Genomic DNA, 25,246 nt, shown 5'->3' on the forward strand with positions numbered 1-25,246 from the left:
GCGCACGCCAGCACGTAGGCAGACTCCTATTTGAGATCGAGGTCCCAATCTGCTTTGGCTGCGTTCCGGATGTTGTTGAACATGTATTCGATCTTGTCCAGGTCTTCGTCAACGAAGAGTTGCTGGTCTTCGTCCTCCGTCGTTTCGGATACGTGCTGCAAATGCTGCTCGTAGTGTTTGAGCGCTTTCCACAGGATGTTGTATTCGCTGACGATAAGTTTGACGGCCATTACTGCACTCCCACGGTGATGAGTTGGACGCGCGTGGGGTCCATGCCGAGTTCTTCAAGCGCGCCCAAGTATTTTCTCAATGGCATGTTTTTCGACGGTGCGAGCATGTAATGCCCATCGTAGCCAGGGCGCAGGTCTTTCACGATCACGATCTCGTCGGGCAATCTGGCGCCCTTTTTGATCTTCCAGACCTTCTTTCCGGGCTTTTGCATGGTCTTGGTGATCTTGTCCGACGCCGAGAAGCCGTTCCCGTTGGCGATGGCGACCTCGACGCCGTTCTGGACAGCGATGGGCACATCGACGCGGGCTCGATCTTCTCCGAAGTTCGGCCACCTGGCATTGCCCATGCGATAAAGGTCCTTCGCAAACTCAGTGACATCAAGGATGTACAGATCCTCTGGCGCAATCATCGAAGCTCCCCTTGTTGATTGAATTGCCAACCAATGTAGAGAGAGCATCGCGGCACCGTGCATGACCAACGTCATCGCGACGCCGGTCCAGACACAGCTCGATTCGATTCTCCAGAGCCCCTGCTTCGATGTCCTGGTGCCGAGGGCGATCTCGTGCACGATCAGGTGCGCAAGGGCACACTGGTCGCCTCAGCTTCGATGCGCTTTGCCCGGTAGAGCCAAACAAGCAGAGAGACCTTGGTCCCGAATGCCTGTCCTGCTGCGACAGGCAGATGATGGACTTCCTCGAAATCCGTCATGGTCTCCCGCATCACCGCTTTCACCGCGTCGTGATTGTTTGCGGCAGTGGCGTACTTCCGCACGCCTGGGTAGTACTTGACCGCAGCCCTGTATTCGGGTGCAGGAGCCGCGTGCGGATGGGTGGCGATCGCCAGAGCGTAGATTTCCGGACTGCAGTTCATCTTTACTGCGAGAGCTGCCGCCTTCCGGAGATCTGACGCGCACAGCTTGGCGAAATCGAAGCCCTTGTTGCGCATCATGATGTCAAAGGTATAGCCGGCTTTGGCTTCGAGCAGGAGGCGAGGGCCGTCCTTGTTTACCAACGCAAGGTCGGCTCGCTGCCACTCGCGACAGACCAGAAGTTCGGGACCTCGTCCTTCAAACCTTCTATGCAGCTTGTAGGCAAGCTTGTCGCGGAAGGCTTGTTCGACCTTCTGCGTGAGCGCAAGGTAAGCCAGCTCGTCGGTGTGAAAACCCTCCTCCACGTGGTCGAGGGCATCGATCAGATCTCGCTCAAAGCTCATCAAAAGCACCTTCAGGCTTCGCGCGGTTTCTGCGTGCTGACCAGCATTGACCAAGCGCCCTAATGCGCCACCGCGACGGTCAGCTGCCCGGTGCCGTCGTCCCGCGCGGCTTGACCATGTTGCCGACCTCGCTGGACAGGCGGCGCTTCTCGTCCTCGCTGAGCGCCGGCGCGCATTCGCGCTTGCCCAGCATCGAGCCGGTGCGCTGTTCGCGCTCGCAGACCATCTTCTGGCCGGTCTCGCCTTGGGCCGAGGCGGTCGGCGTGCCGGTGGCGGTGACGCCGTCGCTGGCGCAGGCGGCGAGCGCCAGCAGCGGCGCGGCGACGAACAACAATCGGATCATGTCGTGCTTCCCTCGAGGGTCCGGGATCCATGTCCCGGGGGCTGATGAAGCGCGGGATGCTAGCAACGCGCGCCCGGCCGCATCCTCGGGAGAACGCGACACTCCCTCTTCAGAGGGACGGGCCGCGCACCGGCGATGATGCGGTCTTCACGCGCGCGTTAACTCTTTCACTGGGATGGGTCATCGACGCGTCCCCCTCGCTCTGATTTACTGCCTGGGGCCACCGATCCGGTGGCTCGTTTTTCGGGAGGAACTTTCTTGACACCGGGACTCAAACGCTTCTTCGCCAGCGAATCGGCCGGCGGCATCGTGCTCGCGATTGCGGCGGTGGCCGCGCTGATCCTGTCCAACTCGCCCTGGCGGGAGCTCTATGCCGCCTTCACCCGCATCGAGGGCGAGGTCCGCATCGGCGGCGACTGGCTGGTGCTCGCCAAGCCGCTGCTGGTCTGGGTGAACGACCTGTGGATGGCGGTGTTCTTCTTTCTCGTCGGCCTGGAGATCAAGCGCGAGTTCGTCAGCGGCGAGCTGGCCGAGCGCTCCCAGGCGGTGCTGCCGATGGTGGCCGCGCTGGGCGGCATGGTCGTGCCGGCGCTGATCTATGCCGTCATCAACCGCGGCGATCCGGTCGCGCTGCACGGCTGGGCGATCCCCGCCGCCACCGACATCGCCTTCGCGATCGGCATCGTCATGCTGCTGGGCAGCCGGGTGCCGGCCTCGCTGAAGGTCTTCCTGACGGCGGTCGCGATCATCGACGACCTCGGCGCCATCGTCGTCATCGCGCTCTTCTACACGAGCCAGCTGTCGCTGGTCATGCTGGGGGCCGCCGCGGCCTGCCTGGCGATCCTCTTCGCGCTCAACCGGGCCCGGGTGACGCGCGCGGACCTCTACATCGTCGTCGGCCTGGTGCTGTGGACCTGCGTGCTCAAGTCAGGCGTGCATGCGACGCTCGCGGGCGTCGCGACCGCGCTGTTCATCCCGTCGGACGACGGCCGCGGCCACTCGCCGGCCGAGGACCTCGAGCACGGCCTGCATCCGTGGGTCGCCTTCCTGATCCTGCCGATGTTCGCGTTCTCCAACGCGGGCGTGTCGCTGCTGGGCCTGCATGCGGGCGACCTGCTGCATCCGGTGTCGCTGGGCATCGCGCTGGGGCTGCTGCTCGGCAAGGCGGTGGGCGTGTTCGGCAGCTCCTGGCTGATGATCCGCTTCGGCCTGGCGCAGCGGCCGGGCGGCGCCGACTGGATCCAGTTCTTCGGCGTCTGCGTGCTCTGCGGCATCGGCTTCACGATGAGCCTGTTCATCGGCGGCCTGGCCTTCGAAGGCCACGGGCCCGACTACGAGACGCGGGTGAAGCTCGGCGTGCTGGGCGGCTCGATCCTGTCCGGCGTGGTGGGCACGCTGATCCTGTTGCGCAGACGCGCCTGAGCGGGCGCTCGCCCAAAAGGAGAGGGAGCCCGCGGGCTCCCTCGTCGATGATTCCGATCCGGTGCCGATCCGGTGCCGATCCGGTGCCGATCCGGTGCCGCGGTGGCGCTCAGTGCTTGTCGCCCGGCGGATGGGTGAGCAGCCGGTCGGTCATCGCGATGGCCAGCGCGGACAGCAGGAAGGCCAGGTGGATGGCCGTCTGCCAGATCAGCGTCTGCTCGGTCAGGTTCTGCACATTGATGAAGGTCTTGAGCAGGTGGATCGAGGAGATGCCGATGATGGCCGTCGCCAGCTTGACCTTCAGCACCGACGCATTGACGTGGTCCAGCCATTCGGGCTGGTCCGGATGGCCCTCCAGATGCAGCCGCGACACGAAGGTCTCGTAGCCGCCCACGATCACCATGATCAGCAGGTTGGAGATCATCACCACGTCGATCAGTGCCAGCACGGCCAGCATGATGATGGTCTCGTTGAGCTTGGTGGGCGCGGTGCCGGCCTTGTAGCCCACGCTGTCCACCAGCAGTCTGAGGGCTTCCTGGTTGCCGAAGGCCGCCTCCACGAGATGGATCAGCTCGGTCCAGAACTGGTAGACGTAGACCGCCTGCGCCAGGATCAGCCCCAGGTACAGCGGCAACTGCAGCCAGCGGCTCCCGAACATCAGGTGGGCGAGCGGGTGCATGCGCTTGGGCGCGGTGTCGGCTGGGGCCTTCGGTCGATCGGTCATCGGGGCAATCCTTCAGGTCGTAACGGGCGGGAACCGCCAAACCGGGCGATTTTAGTGAGAGCATGCCGCTGGTTTCGCGGCCGCGCGCCCGCCGCTCTTCTACAAGAGTAAGCAGATCGTCAGTGTGAAAGCGGAGAGTTCGGCCGAGTTCGAAGATCCCTGCCTGTACGGAGACATAGGCCATGAGCGACAAGATCAGCGACAAGATCTACAACCCCCCCCAAGCCGCCGTCCAGGGCGCGCACGTGTCCGGCATGGCCGCCTACGAGGCGCTGTGCAAGGAAGCCGAGACCGACTACGCCGGCTACTGGGCGCGCCAGGCGCGCGAGCTGCTCAGCTGGAAGCAGCCCTTCACCAAGGTGCTGAACGAGTCGGACGCCCCCTTCTTCAAGTGGTTCGAGGACGGCCGGCTCAACGTGTCCTACAACTGCCTGGACCGCCACGTCGAGGCCGGCCGGGGCAAGCGCGTCGCGATCATCTTCGAGGCCGACGACGGCAGCGTCACCCGCGTCACCTATGCCGAGCTGCTGGCCCGGACGGCGCAGCTGGCCAACGCGCTCAAGGCCCGCGGCGTGAAGAAGGGCGATCGCGTCGTCATCTACATGCCGATGTCGGTCGAAGGCGTGGTGGCGATGCAGGCCTGCGCGCGCATCGGCGCGACGCATTCGGTGGTGTTCGGCGGCTTCTCGGCGCAGTCGCTGCGCGACCGGGTGCAGGACGCCGGCGCGGTGATGGTGCTGACCGCCGACGAGCAGGCCCGTGGCGGCAAGTCGCTGCCGCTCAAGGCCATCGTCGATGACGCGCTGGCCGACAACAGCTGCCCGACCATCCAGTCGGTCCTCGTCTACAAGCGCACCGGCGGCCAGATCGCCTGGGTCGACGGCCGCGACGAATGGCTGCATGACGCGGTGGCCGGCCAGGCCTCGAGCTGCGAACCCGAATGGGTCGAGGCCGAGCATCCGCTGTTCCTGCTCTACACCTCGGGCTCGACCGGCAAGCCCAAGGGCGTGCAGCACAGCACCGGCGGCTACCTGCTGCATGCGGCGCTGACCACCAAGTGGACCTTCGACCTGAAGGACTCCGACATCTTCTGGTGTACCGCCGACATCGGCTGGGTGACCGGCCACACCTACATCACCTACGGGCCGCTGGCGCTGGGCGGCACCGAGATCGTCTTCGAAGGCATCCCGACCTTCCCGGACGCCGGCCGCTTCTGGCAGATGATCCAGAAGCACAAGGTCACGATCTTCTATACCGCGCCGACGGCGATCCGCTCGCTGATCAAGGCGGCCGAGACCAACGAGGCGGTCCATCCGAAGAACTACGACCTGGGCTCACTGCGGCTGCTGGGCTCGGTGGGCGAGCCGATCAACCCGGCCGCCTGGGAGTGGTACCACCAGCATGTGGGCGGCGGCCGCTGCCCGATCGTGGACACCTTCTGGCAGACGGAAACCGGCGGCCACATGATCACGCCGCTGCCGGGCGCCACGCCGCTGGTGCCGGGCTCCTGCACGCTGCCGTTCCCCGGCATCACCGCGGCCATCGTCGACGAGACCGGCAACGACGTGCCCAACGGGCAGGGCGGCATCCTGGTCGTCAAGAAGCCGTGGCCCTCGATGATCCGCACGATCTGGGGCGATCCGGAACGCTTCAAGAAGAGCTACTACCCGCCCGAGCTCAAGGGCTACTACCTCGCCGGCGACGGCGCCATCCGCGACGCGGACACCGGCTACTTCACCATCACCGGCCGCATCGACGACGTGCTGAACGTTTCGGGCCACCGCATGGGGACGATGGAGATCGAGTCCGCGCTGGTCAGCTGCACCGAGCTGGTGGCGGAGGCGGCGGTCGTGGGCCGGCCCGACGACACGACCGGCGAGGCGATCTGCGCCTTCGTCGTGCTCAAGCGCCCGCGTCCGAGCGGCGACGAGGCCAAGGCCATCGCCAAGCAGTTGCGCGACTGGGTCGCCAAGGAGATCGGCCCGATCGCCAAGCCCAAGGACATCCGCTTCGGCGACAACCTGCCCAAGACGCGCAGCGGCAAGATCATGCGCCGGCTGCTGCGCTCGGTCGCCAAGGGGGAGAGCGTCACGCAGGACACCTCGACGCTGGAGAATCCGGCGATCCTGGAGCAACTGGGCCAGGCCTACTGAGATCGCTCCGCAGCAGCTCGTGAAGCCCCGCCTCGGCGGGGTTTTTTCATGGGGCTCGCGCAGACACCTGCATCCCGGCACCCGCATGAACGCCCGCCGCGCGGCCCGCGTGCGCGGGGCGGTGCGGCAGCGGGGCGCTGGTCTCCGGCAGCGCTTGGCCTTCATGTGGCAGCCAAGGCCGCAGCCACACTGGCTCGGGTCGTGGTGTCCGCGCGGTTCATGGACCAAGAATCGTCGCACCGCCCCATCGGGGCGGGCCGCGATCCGGCCCGCGATCAGGGCGGCGCTCGCGCGGCATCCCCCGGATGCCGATCTCACAGAAGGAGTCGCTTGTGGAGTCTTCGTTCCCGCAGAGGTCCCCGAAACCAATCCGGCGCTGTGCCGCCGCGCTGGCGCAGTTGCTGCTGCTGGCCATCGGCGGCCGGGAGATCCTGATCTCCGTCGGCCTGCGCGGCCGGGTGCGGCTGAACTTCCTGAGAAGACTTCCCGAGAAGAGGGCGGCTGACGGCAGGCGCTGAATGAGACAAGGCCCCGGAAGGGGCCTTGTTCATGGCGAGCCGGCCAGGCTCGGCGCGTCGACCTTCACTTCGTCGACATCACCCACTTGGCGAGCTGCTCGGCCTCCGCCGGGCTGACCTGCGCATTGGCCGGCATCGGGACCGGGCCCCAGACGCCGGAGCCGCCCTTGATGATCTTCTCGGACAGCTTCTTCACCGCGTCCTTGTCCTTGGCGTACTTGGCCGCGACGTCCTTGTAGGCGGGGCCGACCAGCTTCTTGTCGACGGCGTGGCAGGCCATGCAGTTCTTCTTCTGGGCCAGTTCCTGGCTGGCGAAGGCGCTGGGGGCGGACAGGGCGGCGATCAGGGCCGCGATCAGGGCCGCGGAGACGAACAAGGCGTTTTTCATGGCATCCTTTCAGATCCTGCCGGGAAGATGCGGAACACCCCGAGAGAACCCCGCGAGAAGCTCGCGACGTGGGGACCGCTTCCCGGGGGAGCGGCGAGTGGCTGGGGGCGTCCGGGCTCGGGCGATTGTAGTGTTGGGAGCCGTGCCGACCTGGCGCGTGTACGAGGAGAAATGCGATGTGGTTGATCGTGATCGGCGTCTTGTTGATCGCCTTGAAGCTGGCCGAGTTCGGGCCGATCGGTGCCTTGAGCTGGTGGTGGGTGCTGTCGCCCTTCGTGCTGGCGGTGCTGTGGTGGGAGTTCGCCGACAAGTCGGGCTACACCAAGCGCAAGGAGATGGACAAGCTCGATGAGCGCCGGGAGGCGCGCCGCCAGCGCTCGCTCGAGGCGCTCGGCCAGGCGGACAAGCAGCGCAAGCGGCGTTGATCCGGACCGCGGCCGACCGCCGCGACCGGCAACGACAGCGGGGCCCTCGGGCCCCGCTGTCGCATTCATCGCGCCGACCGATGGGCCGGCGCCGGATCGTTCACTCGAACTTGTCGAGCACCGCGCCCGAGCTGGCGCTCGAGGCGCTCTTGGCGAACTTGGCCAGCACGCCGCGCGTGTAGCGCGGTGCCGGTTTCGTCCATGCAGCCTTGCGGCGCGCCAGTTCGGCATCGTCCACATGCAGCTGCAGCAGCAGCTGGTGCGCGTCGATGGTGATCGAATCGCCTTCGTGAACGAGGGCGATCGTGCCGCCTTCATAGGCTTCCGGCGCGACGTGGCCGACCACCATGCCCCAGGTGCCGCCGGAGAAGCGCCCATCGGTGATCAGGCCGACGCTCTCGCCCAGGCCCTGGCCGATCAGCGCGCCGGTGGGCGCCAGCATCTCCGGCATGCCGGGGCCGCCCTTGGGGCCGAGGTAGCGCAGCACCATCACGTCGCCGGCCTTGATCTGGCCGGCCATGATCGCGGCCAGCGCCGACTGCTCGTCGTCGAACACGCGCGCCGGGCCGGTGATGACCGGGTTCTTCAGGCCGGTGATCTTGGCGACGCAGCCCTCGGGCGACAGGTTGCCCTTGAGGATCGCCAGGTGGCCTTCGGCGTAGATCGGGTCCGAGACGGCGCGGATCACCTCCTGCTCCGGCGAGAGATCCGGCACGTCGGCCAGGTTCTCGGCGACGGTCTTGCCGGTGATGGTGATGCAGTCGCCGTGCAGCAGGCCGGCCTTGAGCAGCTGCTTCATGACCGCGGGGATGCCGCCGGCCTTGTGCAGGTCCACCGCCAGGAAGCGGCCGCTGGGCTTGAGGTCGCACAGCACCGGGATCTTCTTGCGCATGCGCTCGAAGTCGTCGATGGTCCAGTCCACCTCGGCGGCATGCGCGATGGCCAGGAAGTGCAGCACCGCGTTGGTCGAGCCGCCGGTGGCCATGATCACCGCCACCGCGTTCTCGATCGCCTTTTTCGTGACGATGTCGCGCGGCTTGAGGTTGGCCTTCACCGCCCGGACCAGGTAGTCGGCGGCGCGCTTGGTGTTCTCGACGACCTCGTCCTCGACGTTGGACATGCTCGACGAGTAGGGCAGCGACATGCCCAGCGCCTCGAAGGCCGAGCTCATCGTGTTGGCCGTGTACATGCCGCCGCAGGAGCCGCTGCCGGGGATGGCGCGCTTCTCGATCTGGCAGAAGTCTTCCTCGCTCATCTTGCCGGCGCTGAACTGGCCGACGGCCTCGAAGACGCTGACGATGTTGAGGTCCTGGCCCTTGTAGTGGCCGGGCTTGATGGTGCCGCCGTAGATGTAGATCGCCGGCACGTTGGCGCGCAGCATGCCCATCATCCCGCCGGGCATGTTCTTGTCGCAGCCGCCGATGACCATCACGCCATCCAGCCACTGGCCGCCGACGCAGGTCTCGACGCAGTCGGAGATGACCTCGCGCGACACCAGCGAGTACTTCATGCCCTCGGTGCCCATGGCCATGCCGTCGGAGATCGTCGGCGTGCCGAAGAGCTGGGCGTTGGCGCCGGCGGCCTTCAGACCGACGACGGCGGCGTCGGCCAGCTTCTGCAGGCCGGAGTTGCAGGGCGTGATCGTCGAGTGGCCGTTGGCCACGCCGATCATCGGCTTGCCGAAGTCGCTCTCCTGGTAGCCCATGCCGTAATACATCGAGCGGTTGGGCGCGCGCGCGACGCCTTCGGTGATGTTCCGGGAGCGACGATTCGGGGCGTCGTCGGGCGTGGCGTTCTTGGCGTCGGTCATGGCGGACATCCTGGCGGGCAGTGCTTGGAGCGCGCCAGTATGCGCCGCCGGCCCATGTGGGTCCAATATATAGTGGACGCCGAATTGATTTGCCCGACATATCGATGATCGAACTTCGTCCGATCCGCCAGTTCCTCGTGCTCGCGGAGGAACTGCACTTCGGTCGCGCCGCCGAGCGGCTGCACATGACCCAGCCGCCGCTGAGCCTGGCGGTGCAGAAGCTGGAGGCGCAGCTGGGCGTGCAGCTGCTCGAGCGCGGGCGGCGGGCCGTCGCGCTGACGGCGGCCGGGCAGGCGCTGGTCGAGGCGGGGACGCGGCTGGTGGAGCAGGCCGACCAGGTGCCGGTGCGGGTTCGGGCGGCGGCCAGCGGCGAGGCCGGACGGCTGAGCCTGGGTTTCGTGTCGACCGTCGGTTACGGCGACATGCCGCGCTGGCTGCGGCTGTTCCGCGAGGCGCTGCCCCAGGTGCAGCTCGCGCTGCGCGAGGCGACGCTGGATGTCCAGCTGCGGGGCTTCGAGTCCGGTGAACTCGATGCCGGCTTCGTGATCCACGCGCCGGGGGCCGAGCCGGCCGGGTTCGAGCGCCTGATCGTGTCGACGGAGCCGCTGGTCCTGGCCCATGCGCAGGACTGGGGGCTGGCCGGCCGGCGCAAGGCGCCCCCCGCGCTGGAGGAGGTCCTGCGCGAGCCGCTGGTGGTGTTCCCGCGCGAGATCGCGCCCTCGCTGTTCGATGCGCTGCTGGGCTTCTACCGCGCCCACGGCGCCACGCCGCAGATCGCCCAGGAGGCCATCCAGATGCAGACCATCGTCAACCTGGTGTCCGCCGGCATGGGCGTGGCCTGGGTGCCGCGATCGGTGTGCGCGCTGCAGCGGCCGGGCGTGCGTTACCGGCCGTGGCCCTCGGCCCGCGTGCCCGCCTGCGACACCAGCCTCATCTGGCGACCGGACGCCTCGCCGGTGGTGCGGCGCTTCGTCGACCATGTCCGGCGTCAGGTGAAAGTCAAGGCATGACCCTGCCTGCGGCCGCCAGCCAGAAGCAGGTACGGCCTGGCGGGGCCGGCGGCGAAGGCGAAGCGGCCGTTCGGCACGGGGCATGCACGTCCGGCCGAGTTCTGCGACCATGCGCCGATGAAAGGATCTCCCCCGTGAAAGCTCCCCGCAAGAATGACGATGGCGACCGCCGCGGCCTGCTGCGCCGGGTGGTCGGTGCGATCTGCCTCATCACCGGCTTCTCGATGCTGATGAGCGTGGCCTTCGCGACGCCGGCCCAGGCGGCCGTCTTCAAGGACCATGAACTGCAGACGCTGCTCGACGCCGGGCGGGCGGACGACCTGGAGAAACTCGCCGCGCAGCGGGGGAAGGCCGATCCGGACGATCCGCAGGCGGTGGCCGCGCTGGCGCTCGCGCAACTGGACCTGGTCGACGGCAGCGTGCTGAAGCAGAACATCCAGCGGCTGGAGCAATGCGTGCAGCGCACCCCCAACGAGGGCGCCTGCCATTACGCACTGGCACTCGCGCTGGTGATGCAGGCGCGCGGCGGCAGCAAGTTCAAGGCGCTGGGCTCGCTGGGACGCGTCAGCGAGCTGGCGCAGCGCGCTATGGCCTTGATGCCGGACGCGCCCGAGCCGCGCAGCGCGCTGCAGCAGTACTACCTGGCGCTGCCCGGCTTCATCGGCGGCGGCGAGTCCAAGGCGCGCGCGCTGGAGCAGGACGTGAAGGACCCGGCGCAGCTGAACCTGATGCGAGCGCGGGTGGCGGCGTCGAAGAAGGACTGGCCGGCGATGGAGAAGGCGCTGCGCGCGGTGCGCACGCAGCGACCCGAGCTGCTGCTCGAGCTGCGCGTGCTGTGGAGCGACTACGGCCGCAACCTGATGTTCAGCGAGCAGAAGGACAGGGCGGTGCCCTGGTTCGAGGAGCTGCTCCGGAACCAGCCCAACCAGGCGATGGGCGCCTACGGCCTGGGCCGGGCCTATGACGCGCTGGGGCAGTACGACAAGGCGGTGGCCGCGTTCGAACGCGCCCGCGGCCTGCAGGGCGCCGAGCAACTGGGGCTGGATCGCCGGCTGGGGGCGACGCTGGCGGCCAAGGGCGACAAGGCGGCCGCGCGCACGGCCTTGCAGCGCTGCGTCGACAACCGCCGCGGCAGCAATGGCGACATCGAGGACTGCCGCAAGCAGCTCGCCGCGCTGGGCGGCTGAGCGGGCCGTCGCTGCCCGGCCCTTATGATTCGCGCCTTTGCGGCGCAGTAGAGCTCTTTCATGTTGGTGCATCCCCAGTTCGACGCGGTGGCCTTCCATCTCTGGAAGTGGCCCATCCACTGGTACGGCCTGATGTACCTGGCGGCGTTCGGCCTGTTCCTGTGGCTGGGCAACCGCGTGGTCGCCCGCCCCTGGAACGCCGCTCGCGGCTGGACCCGCCGCGACGTCGACGACCTGCTGTTCTACGGCGTGCTGGGCGTGGTGCTGGGCGGCCGGCTGGGTTACGTGTTCTTCTACAAGCCCGCCTACTACCTGAGCCATCCGGGCGAGATCCTGGCGGTGTGGCAGGGCGGCATGTCCTTCCACGGCGGACTGCTGGGCGTGCTGATCGCGCTGGCGCTCTTCGCGTGGCGGCGCGGGTTCCATTTCCTCGAGGTCGGGGACGTCGTCGCGCCCTGCGTGCCGACGGGGCTGGCCGCGGGCCGGCTGGGCAACTTCATCAATGGCGAGCTGTGGGGCCGCGCGGCCGATCCCGGCCTGCCCTGGGCGATGGTCTTCCCGCAGGCCAACGACGGCGGCATTCCACGCCACCCGTCGCAGATCTACCAGTTCCTGGGCGAAGGCGTGCTGCTGTTCATCGTGCTGTGGCTGTTCGCGCGCAAGCCGCGGCCGATGGCGGCGGTGTCCGGCCTGTTCCTGCTCGGTTATGGCATCGCGCGCTTCACGGCCGAGTACTTCCGCGAACCGGATGCCTTCCTGGGCCTGCGCGCCTTCGGCTGGAGCCAGGGCCAGTGGCTGAGCGTGCCGATGATCGTCGGCGGCGCGCTGATGATGGTCTGGGCCTACCGCCGGCAGGCGCGGCGGGGCGTGGCCCCGGCGCACTGAGCGCCGCGCGGACCCAGTGCCGCCGGCGATCCGCACACGAGACTTCGAGACATGCGTCAGATCTTCTTCGATACCGAAACCACCGGCCTGAATCCCGAATCGGGCGACCGCGTCGTCGACATCGGCCTGGTGGAGATGGTGAACCGTCAGCTGACGGGACGTCATCTGCACTTCTACCTGAACCCCGAGCGCGACATGCCCGAGGAGGCGTTCCGCGTCCACGGGCTGAGCAGCGAATTCCTCGCCGACAAGCCCAAGTTCGCGCAGATCGTCGATGAATTCCTCGCGTTCATCGAGGGCGCGGAGCTGGTCGCCCACAACGCGGCCTTCGACGTGGGCTTCATCAACGCCGAACTCAAGCGCTGCGGCCGGGCGCCGCTGCACGAGTGCGTCGACAACGTGCTGGACACGCTGCTGATGGCGCGGGACATGTTCCCGGGCAAGGCCAACTCGCTGGATGCCTTGTGCCGGCGGCTGGAGGTCGACAACAGCAACCGCGGCCTGCACGGCGCGGTGAAGGACGCGGAGCTGCTGGCGGAGGTCTACATCCGGCTGACGCGCGGCCAGGATTCGCTGGTCATCGACGACAGCGCCTCTTCGTCGCCCGGACAGGGGGGCGAAATGGTGGTCGCGGCGATCGACTTCAGCGCGTTCGATCTGCCCGTCATCGCGCCGACGCCGGAAGAACTGGCGCTGCACGACAAGGTGCTGGCCGACCTGGACAAGGCCAGCGGCGGCAAGCGCATCTGGCAGGTGCCGGCGACGGCCTGATCGCGACCCTGGCTCGCGCCGCCCGGCAGAATTTCCAGCCGAGTTCTTGAATCGGGTCAAAAACTCATGGCATAATCTTCGACTTTCCCGGACATCCCTGGCAGCGGCGCAAGCAGCGGTCGAGGAAGACAAGACCGGGCGGTTAGCTCAGCGGTAGAGCACTGCCTTCACACGGCAGGGGTCGCAGGTTCGAACCCTGCACCGCCCACCACGTCTTGATGTCCAGCGAAATCCGGCAACCCAGCCGGCAACCCGGTCCGAATACCGGGCGGTTAGCTCAGCGGTAGAGCACTGCCTTCACACGGCAGGGGTCGCAGGTTCGAACCCTGCACCGCCCACCAGAACAACCCCGTCAGCGTCAGCCGGCGGGGTTTTTTCTTGGCCGACGATCGACGTCATCGGGCGTCATCGCGTGCGCTGGCGCTCCACCCCGCGCCACCGGACGCCATTGAGCGTCACCGCATCAAGTAGCGCATCACGCCGAAGATCAGCGAGCCCAGCACCGTCACCGTGGTCAGTTGGCCTGCGACCATCCACCGGATCAACTCGGTCCTGGTGCTGGCCAGCTCGTGCTTGACCTCGCCTCGCAGCTGCGACATGTCGCCCCGCACCGCGGCGATCTCCTGCCGCATCTCCGCGCGCACGGCGGTGATCTCCTGCTTCAATTCGGCGCGCACGATGCTGATCTCCTGCTTCATTTCGGCGCGCAGAACGGCCACCTCGCCGCGAACCGCGGCGATGTCCTGCTTCATCTCCCCGCGCCAGACGGAGAACTGCGACTTCAGGTCGGCCATGTCGACCTTCACCGTCTGCAGGTCGGTGAGCTTGGCGTATGGGGTCTGCTGATCGGTCATGCGTTTCTCCAGAGCGCCGGCGATGGCTTCGGCGGCGTGGGTGGCGGCGTGGTCGGTGGCACCGACCTGGCGGAAAGCTTTGTGCAAGGCGAGCTTCATCGAGCGGCTCCTGGGTGTCGTGGACTGCGGGTTCATCGCTGAACAAGGCCGCGATGATCCTGCGTCCGCGGGGGCGCGTCTCTTGCACATTCCAGTGATTCTTGGGGGAGAGAGCCCGGACAATCGCACGATGCCCGCGCTGCTTCCCCCCTCGCTCGTCGCCGTCCTGCCGCGCTGCATGCAACTCGCGCGGCAGCCGCTGCCTGCCGGACTGTTGCCGCTGCGGATGAACGGCCTGACCCTGGGTCATGTGCATCCGATGAGACGAGCGCTGCTGGGCGAGGTCTGGCCCGAACTGCGCGTCCGCGACGACGGGCTCGACTGGGACGCTGGTGCCCTCGACGTCGAGGCTCGCTCCGCGCGCATCGAGGCCGTCGCGCTCGCGCTGCGGGCCCGCGGCGCGATCACCGGCTGGCGCGGCGAGCGCTACGCCTGCGAGCATCCGGTCGACGACCCCTGCACCGCGCGCGGCGAGCCGCTGTTCCGCCTGGAGCGCGCCGCCTTCCGCTTCTTCGGCCTGATGAGCCGCGCGGTGCATGTCAACGGCTTCCTGCCCGGCGCGCGACTCGTGTGCGGGCGCCGCGCGATGACGAAGGCGACGGACCCCGGCCGGCTCGACAACCTCGCGGCCGGCGGCCTCACCGCCGACGAGGATCTGGTCGCCTGTGCCCGTCGCGAGCTGATGGAGGAGGCCGGCGTGCCGGCGGCGTTTGGCGCCGGGGTGCAGCCGCGCGGTGCGCTGCGCAGCACCCGCATGGAAGCCGAAGGTCTGCATGACGAGGTGCTGCATGTGTTCAGCCTCGTGCTGCCGGCCGGCTTCACGCCGCGCAACCGCGATGGCGAAGTCAGCGAGTTCCTGACCCTGGACCTGGAGACGCTCGCGCAGCGCCTGGCCGGCGGCGAGTTCAGCCATGACGCCGCCGCCGTGTGTGCCTTCGGCCTGCAGCACGCGCAGGCGCTGGCCGACCTGCGCGCCTGATCGCTGATCGCTGATCGCTGATCGCCCGCGCGCCGCGGATTCCCCGTACCGGCCGGCGAGGACCGCTCGGCACAATCGCCGCCATGGATCAAGTCGATGCGGTGGTGATCGGGGCCGGCGTGGTGGGCCTCGCGGTGGGGCGGGCGCTGGCGATGCGCGGCCTGGAAACGCTGGTGCTCGAGCGCGAGCTCGCCATCGGCACCGGCGTCAGCTCGCGCAGCAGCGAGGTCATCCACGCGGGCCTCTACTACCCCGCCGGCTCGCTGAAGGCCAGGCTGTGCGTGCGCGGCAGGCAGCTGCTGTATGCGCACTGCGCCTCGCACGGCGTCGCGCATCGGCGCTGCGGCAAGCTGGTGGTCGCGACCGCGCCGGAGCAGTTGCCCGGGCTGCGCGCGCTGCAGGCCAAGGCCGCGGTCAACGGCGTCGACGACCTGCGATGGCTGACGCGTGAGGAGGCCCAGGCGCTCGAGCCGCAGCTGCGCTGCGAGGCCGCGTTGCTGTCGCCCTCGACCGGCATCGTCGACAGCCATGGGCTGATGCTGTCGCTGCAGGGGGACCTCGAACGACACGGAGGCGCCGTCGCGTTCGGCGCCGCGGTGACCGCGGTGGATCGCGGCGGGCCGGGACATGTCGTGCGCACGAGCGAGCTGTCGCTGGGCGCGCGCCTCGTCGTCAACGCGGCGGGCCTGCACGCGCCGCTGCTCGCCCGGGCCATCGAGGGACTTCCGCCGCCGCCCGTCGCCCGCTTCAGCAAGGGCTGCTACTTCGCGCTGCAGGGCCGCGCGCCGTTCTCGCGGCTGGTCTATCCGCTGCCGCAGGACGCCTGGCTCGGCGTGCACCTGACGCTGGACCTGGGCGGCCAGGCGCGCTTCGGACCGGATGCGCAGTGGCTCGATGTCGATCGCCCCGAGGACATCGACTACGCCGTCGATCCGGCGCGCGCCGAGGTCTTCTACGAGGACGTGCGGCGCTACTGGCCGGCGCTGCCCGACGGAGCACTGCAGCCGGCCTACAGCGGCGTGCGGCCCAAGATCCATGCGCCGCACGAACCCGCGCCGGACTTCCGCATCGACGGCCCCGCGCAGCACGGCGTGCCGGGCTTGGTGAACCTGATGGGCATCGAGTCGCCGGGACTCACCAGTGCGCTCGCGATCGCGGAGGAGGTCCTCGCGCGGCTGGACTGAACGCCGCGGCGCGCCGCGCTCAATCAATCGGGCGGCACGCGCAGCGCCCGCTCGCGTTCCTTGGCGATGCGCGCGGCGAAGTCGGCGGCGCTGCCGCCGGTGGGCAGGTTGCTGACCTCCAGCATCCGCGCGCGCAGCTCGGGCTGGCGCAGGGCGTCGTTGACCAGCGCGTTGAGGCGGCGTAGCCGCTCCTCGGGCACGCCGCGCGGCGCGAACAGGCCGAAGGTCGAGACCAGGTTGGCGTCCGGGAAGCCGAGTTCCGCCAGCGTCGGCACCTCGGGCAGCACCGGCAGCCGCACCGGCGAGCCGATGGCCAGCGCCTTCAACCGGCCCTGGCGCACCAGCTGCAGTTGCTGCGCGGCGACGTTGGAGGACAGCAGCTCGAACTGGCCGCCGATCGCATCGGTCAGCTGCTGGCCGCCGCCTTTGTAGGGCACGTGGATGATGTCGACGCCGGCCGCGGCGCGCACCTGCGCGAGCACCATGTGGCCCACCGTCGCGTGACCCGAGGTGGCCCAGCGCAGTCGCCCCGGCGCGGCCCGTGCGGCGGCGAGCATCGCGGGGAAATCCCGGGGCTTGAACGACGGATGCGCGAGCACCAGCACCGGCGTGTCCATGAGGCTGACGACCGGCACGACGTCCCGCGGCGGGGCGTCGCCGCGGCCGGTGGCGGCGGAGGCCGGGTCCGGCGGCCCGAAGACCAGCGGCGAGATCGCGCAGTAGGCCAGCGTGTGGCCGTCGGGCGCGGCGCGGGCCAGTGACTCCAGCGCAGTCAGGCCGCCGGCGCCGGCGCGGTTCTCGACGATCACCGGCACCTTCAGGCGTGCGCCCATGAACTGGGCGAGCGCGCGCACGGTCTCGTCGCTGACGCCGCCGGGCGGGTAGGCCACGATCAGGTGCAGGGCGCGCGACGGCCACGGCTCGGCGGCGGTCGAGCCCTGCGCCTGCGCGCCTGCGGTGAATGCAGGCAGGCCGGCCACACCCGCGAGCGCCACGCCGTGCCCGATCACCCACGCGCGCCTACGCATCGCGGTGCTCCATCGCGATGCGCCGCGCCAGCGCGAGGAAGGTCGCCATCGGGCCGTCCTGGTCGTGGGTCCGGTAGGCCAGCGTCAGCGGGGCCTCGAGCCGCGCCTGCTTCTCCATCGGCCGGTACACGATGGAATGCGCATGCACGCCCCGCATCGAGGCCGGCACCACCGTGATCCCGGCGCCGGCGGCGACCAGGTTGAGGTTCATCATCATCCGGTCGACCTCCACGAAGCTGCGCGGCCGCACGCCGTCGCGCTCGCACAGCGCCAGCAGGTTGGCGTAGAGGCCGGGCGCGCCGGGGCGCCGCACCAGGATCAGGTCCTCGTCCTCCAGCTCGGCCAGCGGCACCGGCGTCGTGGCCGCGCGCGGCACCGCCGCGAGCCGGTGGTCCAGCGGCACCGCCAGCAACGCGGGCTCGATCAGCAGCGTCTCGAAGCTGACGCCCTCCGGCCGCGCCACCGGCACGCGCAGGAAGCCGCCATGCAGCCGCGTCTTCACGATCGCGTCGATCAGGCCGGCGGCATTGTTCTCGGTCATCGACAGCGCGATGCCGGGATGCTCGCCCCGGCAGGCGCGCAGCACCGCCGGCGTGTAGGCATGCGCCGCGGCCGAGCTGGTGAAGCCGATCGCCAGCAGCCCGTGCTGGCCGCTGGCCAGGCGCTCCATGCGGTCGCGCATGTCGTGGTAGTCGCGCAGCAGGCGCCGGGCCTCGTCGAGGAACTGCCGGCCGCCATCGGTCAGGCTCACGCCCTTGGGATGGCGATGGAGCAGGGCGATGCCCAGTTCCTGCTCCAGCGTCTTGATCTGCTGGCTCAGCGGCGGCTGCTGCATCCCGAGCAGCGCCGCGGCGCGCGTCATGTGGCCGGTCTCGGCGACCGTCACGAAATAGCGCAGGTGTCGGAGGTCCATGGCTGCGTGTCTCCGGGGCTGCGGGCGCTACGTAGGCCTCATATTCAAAACGTCTCGGATCTCGCGAATCAGTGTATTTGACGCTATGGAGCACCGTCACTAAGGTCCGCCCCGGATACCGACGCAGCGACAGCGAGACAGCGATCCAAGCACCGTCCGAGGACGGTCCGGCGGTCAGTACGACGAACGGTCCCGACGAGGACACGACAACAACGACACGAGACGGAGACAACGTTGAAGGCAACGACCATGCATTCGAGGGGCGCGCCCGCCCGGGCCCTCGCCACTACCCCCATCGCCCAGGCCGCGGCGATCGGCCTGGGCCTGCTGGCCGCCGCCGGCGCGCAGGCGCAGGCCGCCTCCAGCGTGCAGCTGTTCGGCCTGATGGACATCGGCGTGCAGGCGCTGAAGGCCAGCGGGACCGACAAGCGACATCTGGTCAACAGCGACGGCAACACCTCCAGCCGCTTCGGCGTGCGCGGCACCGAGGACCTGGGCGGCGGGCTCAAGGTGGGCTTCTGGCTGGAGTCGGCGGTGTCCGTCGACGACGGCACCAGCGGCGCCACCAGCACCAACAACAAGGACTCGGTCAGCGGCGGCCTGACCTGGGGGCGACGGGCCACGGTGCAGCTCTCGGGCCGGTGGGGCGAGTTGCGGCTGGGCCGCGACTACGTGCCGTCGTTCGGCAACCTGACCACCTCCATGCATCCGTTCGGCACGAACGGCGTGGGCAGTTCGGGGATCCTGTTCTACCCGGTGCCCGCCAACGGCACGACGGCCCGCACCAATGTGCGCGCCTCCAATTCGATCGGCTACTTCACGCCCTCGGGCATCAACGGCTTCTACGGCCACGCGATGCTGGCGCTGGGCGAGCAGGGCGCCGGGCCCACGCGCAAGGATGGCCAGTTGACCGGCATCCGCATCGGCTGGCGCAACGAGACCTTCAACACCTCGGCGGCGATCTCCAAGACCCGCTACGCCACCGGCGACTACACGCAGAGCAACGTCGGCCTGTCCTACCAGTGGGGGCCGGCCAGGCTGATGGCGCTGTGGGGCCGCAACGAGGTCGGCATCACCCGCACCACGGCGACGATGCTGGGCACGCAGTGGCAGCTGTGGCCGCAGGGCGAGCTCCGTTTCGCCTACACCTGGCTCAAGGCGAGGAACGTCGCGAGCGACGCCACGCACATCGCCATCGGCTACGTGCACGACCTGTCCAAGCGCACCGCGCTGTACACCAACCTGGCGAAGGTCGACAACAAGGGCCGCGGCACGCGCTTCAACGTCGGCCTGGCGACGACGCAGCCCGGCGGCGACAGCGGCGGCTTCGAGGCCGGCGTCCGCCACAGCTTCTGACGCGCGCTTCAATCTCCAGCAACGAAGGAGCACGACCATGCCGTCCACCATGACGAAGTTTTCCTGCCGCCTGGCCGGCGTGGTCGCGCTCGCGGCCGCCGCGCTGGCGTCGTCCGGCGCGCGCGCCGAGGCCACGAAGATCCTGTTCGTCGGCAACAGCTACACCTTCGGGCGCGTCGACCCGGTGATGAGCTACAACGCCGCCCACGTTCACGACCTCACCGCGTCCATGTACGCGACCAACCCGAGCGGCGCCAACAGCTTCGAGCCCCATCCCTGGGGCGGCGTGGCCGGCATCTTCAAGCAGTTCACGGTGCAGGTCGGGCTGGACTACGACGTGTCGATCTCGGCGCGAAACGCGGCCTCGCTGCGCGGGCAGTTCCTCAACACCAACAGCGCCGGCTGGGACCTGCGGGGCAACATCGGCTCGCAGGCCTGGGACAAGGTCGTGCTGCAGGAGCAGAGCGACGAGCCGCTGACGAAGCAGCCGGGACTGGCGTCCAACCCGGCCTACTTCAACACCTACGCCAACCTGATCGAGAACTGGGTCCACCAGGGCAACGCGCTGAGCTACCGCGAGCGCGACCTCATCGGCGGCACCAACGCGAAGTGCGCCGAGATCACCGGCGCGTCGACCGGGACCTGCTCGCTGCTGCGCACGGTGGGCGCGAACGCGCACGCGAACGCGGACGCCGACGTCTACCTGTACCAGACCTGGGCACGGCCCAACCTGGTCAACGCGCCCAGCACCACGGTGACCGACGAGATCACCGGCGCGGTGACGCCGACCGGGCAGCCGGCGCCGTCGTTCTATCCGTCGCTGCAGGCGATGACCGAGGATCTGCGACAGGCCTACGCCGCGGCGGCGCTGATGGCGGGCGCCGATGGCTCGGGCGGCATCGCCGGCGTCGCGCCGGTGGGCGAGGCCTTCATGCGCGCGATCGCCGCCGGCATCGCGACGCCCGACATGTATGCCTCGACCGCGGCGAGCGACGGCCTGCTCGACCTGTGGTTCGACGACGGCACCCATGCGAGCAAGTACGGCTCCTACCTGAGCGCGCTGACGCTGTTCGGCACGATCACCGGTGTCGATCCGTCGGTGCTGGGCCTGGGCGAGATCGCGGCCCGCGACCTGGGCATCAGCGCGCGCGACGCGGTGCTGCTGCAGCGCGTGGCGAGCGAGCAGCTCGGCTTCGCCGCCGCGGTGCCGGAGCCCGGCTCCTTCGCGCTGGCCGCGCTGGGCGTGGCGCTGGTGGGGATGTTGCGGTGGCGCCGGCGCTGGTCGAGCGCGCCGATGATGACGGCGGTCGTGCTCGGCCTGGCGGCCGCGGCGCCGGTGGCGGTCGCGAAGGACGCCAGGGAGGCGCAGGATGCGCAAGACGCGGCCTTCGACATGGCGGCCGAGTCCGCGCCGGCGCCGGCGACCTGTCCGTCGGGCGTGGGCGAGGGCGCGCGTTGCCTGGCGGGCCAGGACAGCGCGGGCGCGTTCTACATGATCGTGATGCCCAAGGCCTGGAACGGCGACCTGGTGGTGCACGCGCACGGTGGGCCCTTCCTCGGCGCGCCGACGGCCAGGCGCGTGGTCGAGGACATCGAGCGCTGGTCGATCATGCCGAGGCTGGGCTACGCGCTCGCGGCGTCGAGCTACCGGCAAGGCGGCGTCGCGGTGACGGCCGCGGCGCAGGACAACGAACGGCTGCGACGCCTGTTCATCAACAAGGTGGCCAAGCCGAAACACGTCTACCTGCATGGCCAGTCCTGGGGCGCCAGCGTCGCGGCCAAGGGCGCGGAGCGCTTCGTCGACGGCAAGCCCTACGACGCCGTGCTGCTGAGCTCCGGCGTGCTGGGTGGCGGCACCCGCAGCTACGATTTCCGGCTCGACCTGCGTGTCGTCTACCAATACCTCTGCCGCAACCATCCGCTGCCGAGCGAGCCGCAGTACCCGCTGAACATCGGGCTGCCGCTCGCCTCGACGATGAAACAGGCCGACCTCGCCAGTCGCGTGAACGACTGCCTGGGCCTGAACAAGCCCGCGGCGGAACGCTCGCCCGAGCAGGCCGCGAAGATCAAGACCCTCGTGGACGTGGTCCACATCCCGGAGCGCAGCATCCTGTCGCACCTGAACTGGGCCACCTGGCACTTCCAGGACATCGCCTTCAAGCGCACCGGCGGTGCCAGCCCCTTCGGCAACGTGGGCGCGGTGTACGCCGGATCGAGCGACGACGCGGCGCTGAACGCAGGCGTGCAGCGCTACGCGGCGGATCCGAAGGCCGTGGCGATGCTGGCGGCGGACGCGGACCTCGACGGGAAGATCCCGGTGCCGGTGCTGACGGTGCATGCGATCCACGACCCGACCGCGATGGTCGAGCTGCAAGAGAGTTTCGGCCGCACGATGGCGGCGGCGGGGCGCGGCGATGCGCTGGTGCAGACCTTCACCGGCGACAAGGACCACAGCTACCTGAGCGACGCGACCTATGCGGCGCTGATGGAGGCGCTGTCGAGCTGGGCGACGCAAGGCCGCAAGCCGACGCCCGCATCGATCGCCGCCGGTTGCGAGAAGGCGCGCGTGACGCTCGGATCGACCTGCCGCTTCGAGCCGGACTACCAGGTCCGGCCGCTGGAGACGCGGGTGGTGGGGCGCGACCGGCCCTGATACCCGGACGGCAGCGACGACACCGGCCGCAAGCCGGTGTCCCCACTTTGGGAGAAGCCGGATCCGGCATTCGGGCGAAGAATCGGCGGGTTCATTCGACAGGAGCCGCCATGTTCACCGACCTGATCCGCACCGGCCGCGAGGACGCGCCGCAGGGCAATCGCCGCGACTTCATGGAGGCCGCCGCCGCGCTGGGCCTGAGCGTGATGGCCGGGCCGGTGCTCGCGCAATCCGCCGCGGGCGGAGCGCCGGAGCTGATCCTGCGCAACGGTCGCATCACGACGATGGACCCGGCGCGGCCCGAGGCGAGCGCGATCGCGCTGCGCGACGGCGTGGTGATGGCGGTGGGCGGCGACGCGGAGATCGCCAAGCTCGCCGGCCCCAGGACCCGGGTGGTCGACGTGGAGAAGCGCCGCGTGATCCCGGGGCTGACCGACTCGCACATGCACATCATCCGCGGCGGCCTCAACTTCAACATGGAGCTGCGCTGGGACGGCGTGCGCTCGCTGGGCGCGGCGCTGCAGATGCTCAAGGACCAGGCGGCGCGCACGCCCGCGCCGCAGTGGGTGCGGGTGGTCGGCGGCTGGAACGAATTCCAGTTCGACGAGAAGCGCATGCCGACGTTGGCGGAGCTCAATGCCGCGGCGCCGGACACGCCGGTGTTCGTGCTCAACCTCTACAACATGGCCCTCCTGAACCGCGCGGCGCTGCGCGCGGTCGGCTACACCAAGGACACGCCGCAGCCCGCGGGCGCGATCATCGAGCGCGACGCGCGCGGCGAGCCCACCGGGCTGCTGCTGGCCGAGCCCAACGCCTTCATCCTCTACAACACGCTGAACCTCGGGCCCAAGCTCGATCCGGAGCAGCAGCTCAACTCGACGCTGCACTTCATGCGCGAGGAGAACCGGCTGGGCGTGACCTCGGTGGGCGACGCCGGCGGCGGCTTCCAGAACTATCCCGATGACTACGGGATCATCGACCGGCTCGCCAAGGAGGGCCGGCTGACGGTGCGCATCGCCTACAACCTGTTCCCGCAGAAGGCGAAGCAGGAGCTGTCCGACTTCCAGCGCTGGGCGAAGACCGGCCGGCCCGGCGACGGCAGCGACTTCTACAAGCTCAACGGCGCGGGCGAGATGCTCGCCTTCAGCGCGGCGGACTTCGAGGACTTCCTCGTGCCGCGGCCCGAGATGCCGGCGGCGATGGAGAGCGACCTCGAGGGCGTGGTGCGTTTCCTGGCAGGCAACGGCTGGCCCTGGCGCATGCATGCGACCTACGACGAGACGGTGTCGCGCGCGCTGGATGTCTTCGAGAAGGTCCATCGCGATCATCCGATCGACCAGCTCGGCTGGTTCTTCGACCACTGCGAGACGGTGACGCCGCGCAACCTGGAGCGGATCCGCAAGCTGGGCGGCGGCATCGCGGTGCAGAACCGGATGTCGATGCAGGGCGAATACTTCATCCGCCGCTACGGGCTGAAGGCGACGGCGGAGACGCCGCCGGTCAAGCGCATGCTGGAGATGGGCCTGCCGGTGTCGCTGGGCACCGATGCGACGCGGGTGAACAGCTACAACCCATGGCAGGCGCTGTATTGGCTGGTGTCGGGCCGCACCATCGGCGGCACGGTGCTCTATCCGGAGGAACGGCGGCTGGAGCGCATCGCGGCGCTGCGGCTGATGACGGCGGACGGGGCGTGGTTCTCGCGCGAGACGGGGAAGAAGGGCGTGCTGAAGGCGGGCGCCTTCGGCGACCTGGCGGTGCTGGACCGCGATTTCCTCACCGTGCCGGAGGACCAGATCCAGGACATCACCTCGGTGCTGACGGTGGTGGCGGGCAAGCCGGTGCATGGCAGCGGCGCTTACGCGTCGCTCGCGCCGCCCTTGCCGCCGGCGATGCCGGACTGGTCGCCGGTGCGCCGCTACGGCGGCTACCAGGCGCGCAAGTCGTCGACGTCCGCGATGAGCGATGCCGAGCGCCGCTACCAGTACGCCGCGATGTGCGGCTGCGCCAGCCAGTGCGGCGTGCATGGCCACGACCACACGGCGGTCGCGAGCGCGGCGAGCGATGCGTCGGCGGCGCAGGCGTTCTGGGGCGCGCTGGGCTGCAACTGCTACGTGTGACGGAGCGGCAAGGGAGGCGAGGGCGGTGAGGGCGCGCTGAAGCGACGATGACGCGGCGCCGGGGCGCTGGAGCGCCGCTCAGGGCGGCAACCCGAACAGCCTGGCCGCGTTGCCCCAGGCGATGCGCCGGGCGATGTCGGTGGGCAGCTCGCCGAGCCAGGCGCGGTAGCCCTGCATGGTGGCGTCGTAGTGCTGCCAGCGCTGGTTGACCCAGGTGTCGGAGCCGACCAGGAAGCGATCGGGATGGCGCTCGATCAGCGCGCGCCAGTCGGGGCAGAGCTTGCCGTCGTCGCAGGTGAGGCCGGGGCGGTAGGACAGCTCGCCCATCAGCCGCGGGTACTTCGCGAGCAGGGCCTGGACGCGCTCGATCGGGGTGCCGTTGATGCCGGTGTGGGCCCAGATCAGGCGGAGCTCGCGTCCCTGGCTCGGCGTGGCGGCCATCAGCAGGTCGATCGCCTCGTCGTCCACATGGGCGAGCACCACGAGCGACTTCTCTTCGGCCAGCGCCATCAACTGGCGCGCGACGGGACCGCGCGCGTTGGCGCTGTCGTAGAGGTGGAACTCGCCGAGGCCGCGATACGGCCCAGCCGCGGTGCCACGCGCGAGTTCCTCCTGGACCATGCGGTAGATGGTGGGATCGCGGAACCAGTTGTCGTAGTCGGCGCGGTTGCGGTAGAGCCGGATGAAGGGCACCACGGTCACGCCGGCGGCGCGGGTCTCCGGCAGCCCCGCGAGGGTGCGCGTGCCATCGTTCGGACGCGAGTTGGAGAGGATGGCCTTCACGCCGTTGCGCTGCATCCGCGCGAGCACGTCGGCCGGCGGATGCGGACCGTCGCGGCCGTTCCAGGCTTCCTCGTTGTAGTGGAGGTGCGCGTCGAAGAGCGGCCCGGTGTAGTCGACCGCGAGGGCGCCGCCGGACCACGCCGGCGACAGCGCCAGCACGACGAGCAAGGACGGCAGGGCAGACGGCACACGGCGCATGGG

The 25,246-nt window shown here is 69.3% G+C and carries 24 protein-coding genes and 2 tRNA genes; 15 read left to right on the forward strand and 11 right to left on the reverse strand.

Annotation, left to right across the window (positions count from 1 at the left end; translation table 11 throughout):
• Positions 1-26 precede the first annotated feature (26 nt).
• From FHT38_RS05785 to FHT38_RS05800, 4 genes are read right to left on the reverse strand one after another with little or no spacing between them, the layout of a single operon-like run.
• Positions 27-230 carry a hypothetical protein gene (locus FHT38_RS05785; RefSeq protein ID WP_183490608.1) on the reverse strand — a complete coding sequence of 68 codons (204 nt, stop codon included), beginning with the start codon at positions 228-230 and terminating at the stop codon, positions 27-29.
• Positions 230-799 (reverse strand): hypothetical protein, encoded by a 570-nt coding sequence (locus FHT38_RS05790; protein ID WP_221213737.1) that lies wholly within the window; start codon positions 797-799, stop codon positions 230-232. The genes FHT38_RS05785 and FHT38_RS05790 overlap by 1 nt, the downstream gene beginning before the upstream one ends.
• A gap of 2 nt (positions 800-801) precedes the next feature.
• On the reverse strand, positions 802-1,497 hold the full coding sequence (locus FHT38_RS05795; protein ID WP_221213981.1) for a hypothetical protein: 696 nt from the start codon (positions 1,495-1,497) through the stop codon (positions 802-804).
• A 25-nt stretch (positions 1,498-1,522) separates the two neighbouring features.
• Complete coding sequence (locus FHT38_RS05800; protein ID WP_141225239.1) at positions 1,523-1,786, reverse strand: hypothetical protein; 264 nt, start codon at positions 1,784-1,786, stop codon at positions 1,523-1,525.
• 258 nt (positions 1,787-2,044) lie between these two features.
• On the opposite strand from FHT38_RS05800, the gene nhaA reads away from it, so the two are divergent.
• Positions 2,045-3,208: a Na+/H+ antiporter NhaA gene (nhaA, locus tag FHT38_RS05805; protein WP_221213738.1), complete on the forward strand. Its 1,164-nt coding sequence runs from the start codon at positions 2,045-2,047 to the stop codon at positions 3,206-3,208.
• A gap of 109 nt (positions 3,209-3,317) precedes the next feature.
• Here nhaA and FHT38_RS05810 read toward each other — a convergent pair whose 3' ends face one another.
• Positions 3,318-3,932, reverse strand: a complete 615-nt coding sequence (locus tag FHT38_RS05810; RefSeq protein ID WP_091723376.1) for a TIGR00645 family protein — start codon at positions 3,930-3,932, stop codon at positions 3,318-3,320.
• A gap of 182 nt (positions 3,933-4,114) precedes the next feature.
• On the opposite strand from FHT38_RS05810, the gene acs reads away from it, so the two are divergent.
• Together acs and FHT38_RS05820 are read left to right on the forward strand one after the other, a co-directional pair.
• Positions 4,115-6,085: an acetate--CoA ligase gene (acs, locus tag FHT38_RS05815; protein ID WP_183490614.1), complete on the forward strand. Its 1,971-nt coding sequence runs from the start codon at positions 4,115-4,117 to the stop codon at positions 6,083-6,085.
• A gap of 305 nt (positions 6,086-6,390) precedes the next feature.
• Positions 6,391-6,603 carry a hypothetical protein gene (locus tag FHT38_RS05820; protein WP_141225240.1) on the forward strand — a complete coding sequence of 71 codons (213 nt, stop codon included), beginning with the start codon at positions 6,391-6,393 and terminating at the stop codon, positions 6,601-6,603.
• A 64-nt stretch (positions 6,604-6,667) separates the two neighbouring features.
• On the opposite strand, the gene FHT38_RS05825 is transcribed toward FHT38_RS05820, so the two are convergent.
• Positions 6,668-6,991, reverse strand: coding sequence for a c-type cytochrome (locus FHT38_RS05825; RefSeq protein WP_183490615.1), 324 nt, complete (start codon positions 6,989-6,991; stop codon positions 6,668-6,670).
• 176 nt (positions 6,992-7,167) lie between these two features.
• Here FHT38_RS05825 and FHT38_RS05830 point away from each other — a divergent pair, with 176 nt between their 5' ends.
• The gene (locus tag FHT38_RS05830) at positions 7,168-7,416 is read left to right on the forward strand and encodes a TIGR04438 family Trp-rich protein (RefSeq protein ID WP_091723387.1); all 249 of its coding nucleotides are present in this window, start codon (positions 7,168-7,170) and stop codon (positions 7,414-7,416) included.
• 100 nt (positions 7,417-7,516) lie between these two features.
• On the opposite strand, the gene ilvD is transcribed toward FHT38_RS05830, so the two are convergent.
• Positions 7,517-9,226: a dihydroxy-acid dehydratase gene (gene ilvD, locus FHT38_RS05835; protein WP_091723390.1), complete on the reverse strand. Its 1,710-nt coding sequence runs from the start codon at positions 9,224-9,226 to the stop codon at positions 7,517-7,519.
• A 104-nt stretch (positions 9,227-9,330) separates the two neighbouring features.
• Here ilvD and FHT38_RS05840 point away from each other — a divergent pair, with 104 nt between their 5' ends.
• The 6 genes from FHT38_RS05840 (at position 9,331) to FHT38_RS05865 (ending at position 13,420) form a co-directional block, all read left to right on the forward strand.
• A complete protein-coding gene (locus FHT38_RS05840) occupies positions 9,331-10,236 on the forward strand; it encodes a LysR substrate-binding domain-containing protein (protein WP_183490617.1) in 906 nt (301 codons plus the stop codon).
• Positions 10,237-10,370: 134 nt separating this feature from the next.
• A complete protein-coding gene (locus FHT38_RS25600) occupies positions 10,371-11,423 on the forward strand; it encodes a tetratricopeptide repeat protein (RefSeq protein WP_183490619.1) in 1,053 nt (350 codons plus the stop codon).
• Between the two features lie 60 nt (positions 11,424-11,483).
• Complete coding sequence (lgt, locus tag FHT38_RS05850) at positions 11,484-12,308, forward strand: prolipoprotein diacylglyceryl transferase (RefSeq protein WP_147241845.1); 825 nt, start codon at positions 11,484-11,486, stop codon at positions 12,306-12,308.
• A 51-nt stretch (positions 12,309-12,359) separates the two neighbouring features.
• Positions 12,360-13,079, forward strand: coding sequence for a DNA polymerase III subunit epsilon (gene dnaQ / locus FHT38_RS05855; RefSeq protein WP_183490621.1), 720 nt, complete (start codon positions 12,360-12,362; stop codon positions 13,077-13,079).
• Between the two features lie 136 nt (positions 13,080-13,215).
• A tRNA-Val gene (locus tag FHT38_RS05860) sits at positions 13,216-13,290 on the forward strand.
• A 55-nt stretch (positions 13,291-13,345) separates the two neighbouring features.
• Positions 13,346-13,420 (forward strand) — tRNA-Val (locus FHT38_RS05865).
• Positions 13,421-13,534: 114 nt separating this feature from the next.
• Here FHT38_RS05865 and FHT38_RS05870 read toward each other — a convergent pair.
• On the reverse strand, positions 13,535-14,032 hold the full coding sequence (locus FHT38_RS05870) for a DUF1640 domain-containing protein (protein ID WP_183490623.1): 498 nt from the start codon (positions 14,030-14,032) through the stop codon (positions 13,535-13,537).
• A 130-nt stretch (positions 14,033-14,162) separates the two neighbouring features.
• On the opposite strand from FHT38_RS05870, the gene FHT38_RS05875 reads away from it, so the two are divergent.
• A complete protein-coding gene (locus FHT38_RS05875; RefSeq protein ID WP_183490625.1) occupies positions 14,163-15,011 on the forward strand; it encodes an NUDIX hydrolase family protein in 849 nt (282 codons plus the stop codon).
• A gap of 83 nt (positions 15,012-15,094) precedes the next feature.
• Positions 15,095-16,195, forward strand: a complete 1,101-nt coding sequence (locus FHT38_RS05880; RefSeq protein ID WP_183490627.1) for an NAD(P)/FAD-dependent oxidoreductase — start codon at positions 15,095-15,097, stop codon at positions 16,193-16,195.
• A 23-nt stretch (positions 16,196-16,218) separates the two neighbouring features.
• Here FHT38_RS05880 and FHT38_RS05885 read toward each other — a convergent pair whose 3' ends face one another.
• Entirely contained in the window at positions 16,219-17,223 is a 1,005-nt protein-coding gene (locus FHT38_RS05885) for a tripartite tricarboxylate transporter substrate binding protein (RefSeq protein WP_183490629.1), read from the reverse strand.
• Positions 17,216-18,136: a LysR family transcriptional regulator gene (locus tag FHT38_RS05890; protein ID WP_183490631.1), complete on the reverse strand. Its 921-nt coding sequence runs from the start codon at positions 18,134-18,136 to the stop codon at positions 17,216-17,218. The genes FHT38_RS05885 and FHT38_RS05890 overlap by 8 nt, the downstream gene beginning before the upstream one ends.
• A gap of 249 nt (positions 18,137-18,385) precedes the next feature.
• On the opposite strand from FHT38_RS05890, the gene FHT38_RS05895 reads away from it, so the two are divergent.
• From FHT38_RS05895 to FHT38_RS05905, 3 genes are all read left to right on the forward strand, one after another.
• The gene (locus FHT38_RS05895; protein ID WP_183490633.1) at positions 18,386-19,492 is read left to right on the forward strand and encodes a porin; all 1,107 of its coding nucleotides are present in this window, start codon (positions 18,386-18,388) and stop codon (positions 19,490-19,492) included.
• Positions 19,493-19,529: 37 nt separating this feature from the next.
• Positions 19,530-22,145, forward strand: coding sequence for a PEP-CTERM sorting domain-containing protein (locus tag FHT38_RS25605; RefSeq protein WP_183490635.1), 2,616 nt, complete (start codon positions 19,530-19,532; stop codon positions 22,143-22,145).
• 206 nt (positions 22,146-22,351) lie between these two features.
• Complete coding sequence (locus FHT38_RS05905; RefSeq protein WP_221213801.1) at positions 22,352-24,262, forward strand: amidohydrolase; 1,911 nt, start codon at positions 22,352-22,354, stop codon at positions 24,260-24,262.
• Between the two features lie 78 nt (positions 24,263-24,340).
• Here the strand turns inward: FHT38_RS05905 and FHT38_RS05910 are convergent, their stop codons facing one another.
• Positions 24,341-25,243 (reverse strand): amidohydrolase family protein, encoded by a 903-nt coding sequence (locus tag FHT38_RS05910; protein ID WP_183490637.1) that lies wholly within the window; start codon positions 25,241-25,243, stop codon positions 24,341-24,343.
• Positions 25,244-25,246: the final 3 nt, after the last annotated feature.

The sequence above is a fragment of the Mitsuaria sp. BK041 genome, from assembly GCF_014193085.1.
Classification (GTDB): domain Bacteria; phylum Pseudomonadota; class Gammaproteobacteria; order Burkholderiales; family Burkholderiaceae_C; genus Roseateles.

What these genes read in the sequence shown, in the direction of transcription:
- FHT38_RS05885 (WP_183490629.1), bottom strand. Translation starts at nt 17,223, where the DNA reads ATGCGTAGGCGCGCGTGGGTGATCGGGCACGGCGTGGCGCTCGCGGGT.
- FHT38_RS05785 (WP_183490608.1), bottom strand. Translation starts at nt 230, where the DNA reads ATGGCCGTCAAACTTATCGTCAGCGAATACAACATCCTGTGGAAAGCG.
- dnaQ (WP_183490621.1), top strand. Translation starts at nt 12,360, where the DNA reads ATGCGTCAGATCTTCTTCGATACCGAAACCACCGGCCTGAATCCCGAA.
- FHT38_RS05890 (WP_183490631.1), bottom strand. Translation starts at nt 18,136, where the DNA reads ATGGACCTCCGACACCTGCGCTATTTCGTGACGGTCGCCGAGACCGGC.
- FHT38_RS05905 (WP_221213801.1), top strand. Translation starts at nt 22,352, where the DNA reads ATGGCCGGGCCGGTGCTCGCGCAATCCGCCGCGGGCGGAGCGCCGGAG.
- FHT38_RS05820 (WP_141225240.1), top strand. Translation starts at nt 6,391, where the DNA reads ATGCCGATCTCACAGAAGGAGTCGCTTGTGGAGTCTTCGTTCCCGCAG.
- FHT38_RS05810 (WP_091723376.1), bottom strand. Translation starts at nt 3,932, where the DNA reads ATGACCGATCGACCGAAGGCCCCAGCCGACACCGCGCCCAAGCGCATG.
- FHT38_RS25605 (WP_183490635.1), top strand. Translation starts at nt 19,530, where the DNA reads ATGCCGTCCACCATGACGAAGTTTTCCTGCCGCCTGGCCGGCGTGGTC.
- FHT38_RS05870 (WP_183490623.1), bottom strand. Translation starts at nt 14,032, where the DNA reads ATGAAGCTCGCCTTGCACAAAGCTTTCCGCCAGGTCGGTGCCACCGAC.
- FHT38_RS05910 (WP_183490637.1), bottom strand. Translation starts at nt 25,243, where the DNA reads ATGCGCCGTGTGCCGTCTGCCCTGCCGTCCTTGCTCGTCGTGCTGGCG.
- FHT38_RS05895 (WP_183490633.1), top strand. Translation starts at nt 18,386, where the DNA reads ATGCATTCGAGGGGCGCGCCCGCCCGGGCCCTCGCCACTACCCCCATC.
- acs (WP_183490614.1), top strand. Translation starts at nt 4,115, where the DNA reads ATGAGCGACAAGATCAGCGACAAGATCTACAACCCCCCCCAAGCCGCC.
- FHT38_RS05840 (WP_183490617.1), top strand. Translation starts at nt 9,331, where the DNA reads ATGATCGAACTTCGTCCGATCCGCCAGTTCCTCGTGCTCGCGGAGGAA.
- FHT38_RS05830 (WP_091723387.1), top strand. Translation starts at nt 7,168, where the DNA reads ATGTGGTTGATCGTGATCGGCGTCTTGTTGATCGCCTTGAAGCTGGCC.
- FHT38_RS05875 (WP_183490625.1), top strand. Translation starts at nt 14,163, where the DNA reads ATGCCCGCGCTGCTTCCCCCCTCGCTCGTCGCCGTCCTGCCGCGCTGC.
- FHT38_RS05800 (WP_141225239.1), bottom strand. Translation starts at nt 1,786, where the DNA reads ATGATCCGATTGTTGTTCGTCGCCGCGCCGCTGCTGGCGCTCGCCGCC.
- ilvD (WP_091723390.1), bottom strand. Translation starts at nt 9,226, where the DNA reads ATGACCGACGCCAAGAACGCCACGCCCGACGACGCCCCGAATCGTCGC.
- FHT38_RS05880 (WP_183490627.1), top strand. Translation starts at nt 15,095, where the DNA reads ATGGATCAAGTCGATGCGGTGGTGATCGGGGCCGGCGTGGTGGGCCTC.
- lgt (WP_147241845.1), top strand. Translation starts at nt 11,484, where the DNA reads ATGTTGGTGCATCCCCAGTTCGACGCGGTGGCCTTCCATCTCTGGAAG.
- FHT38_RS05825 (WP_183490615.1), bottom strand. Translation starts at nt 6,991, where the DNA reads ATGAAAAACGCCTTGTTCGTCTCCGCGGCCCTGATCGCGGCCCTGATC.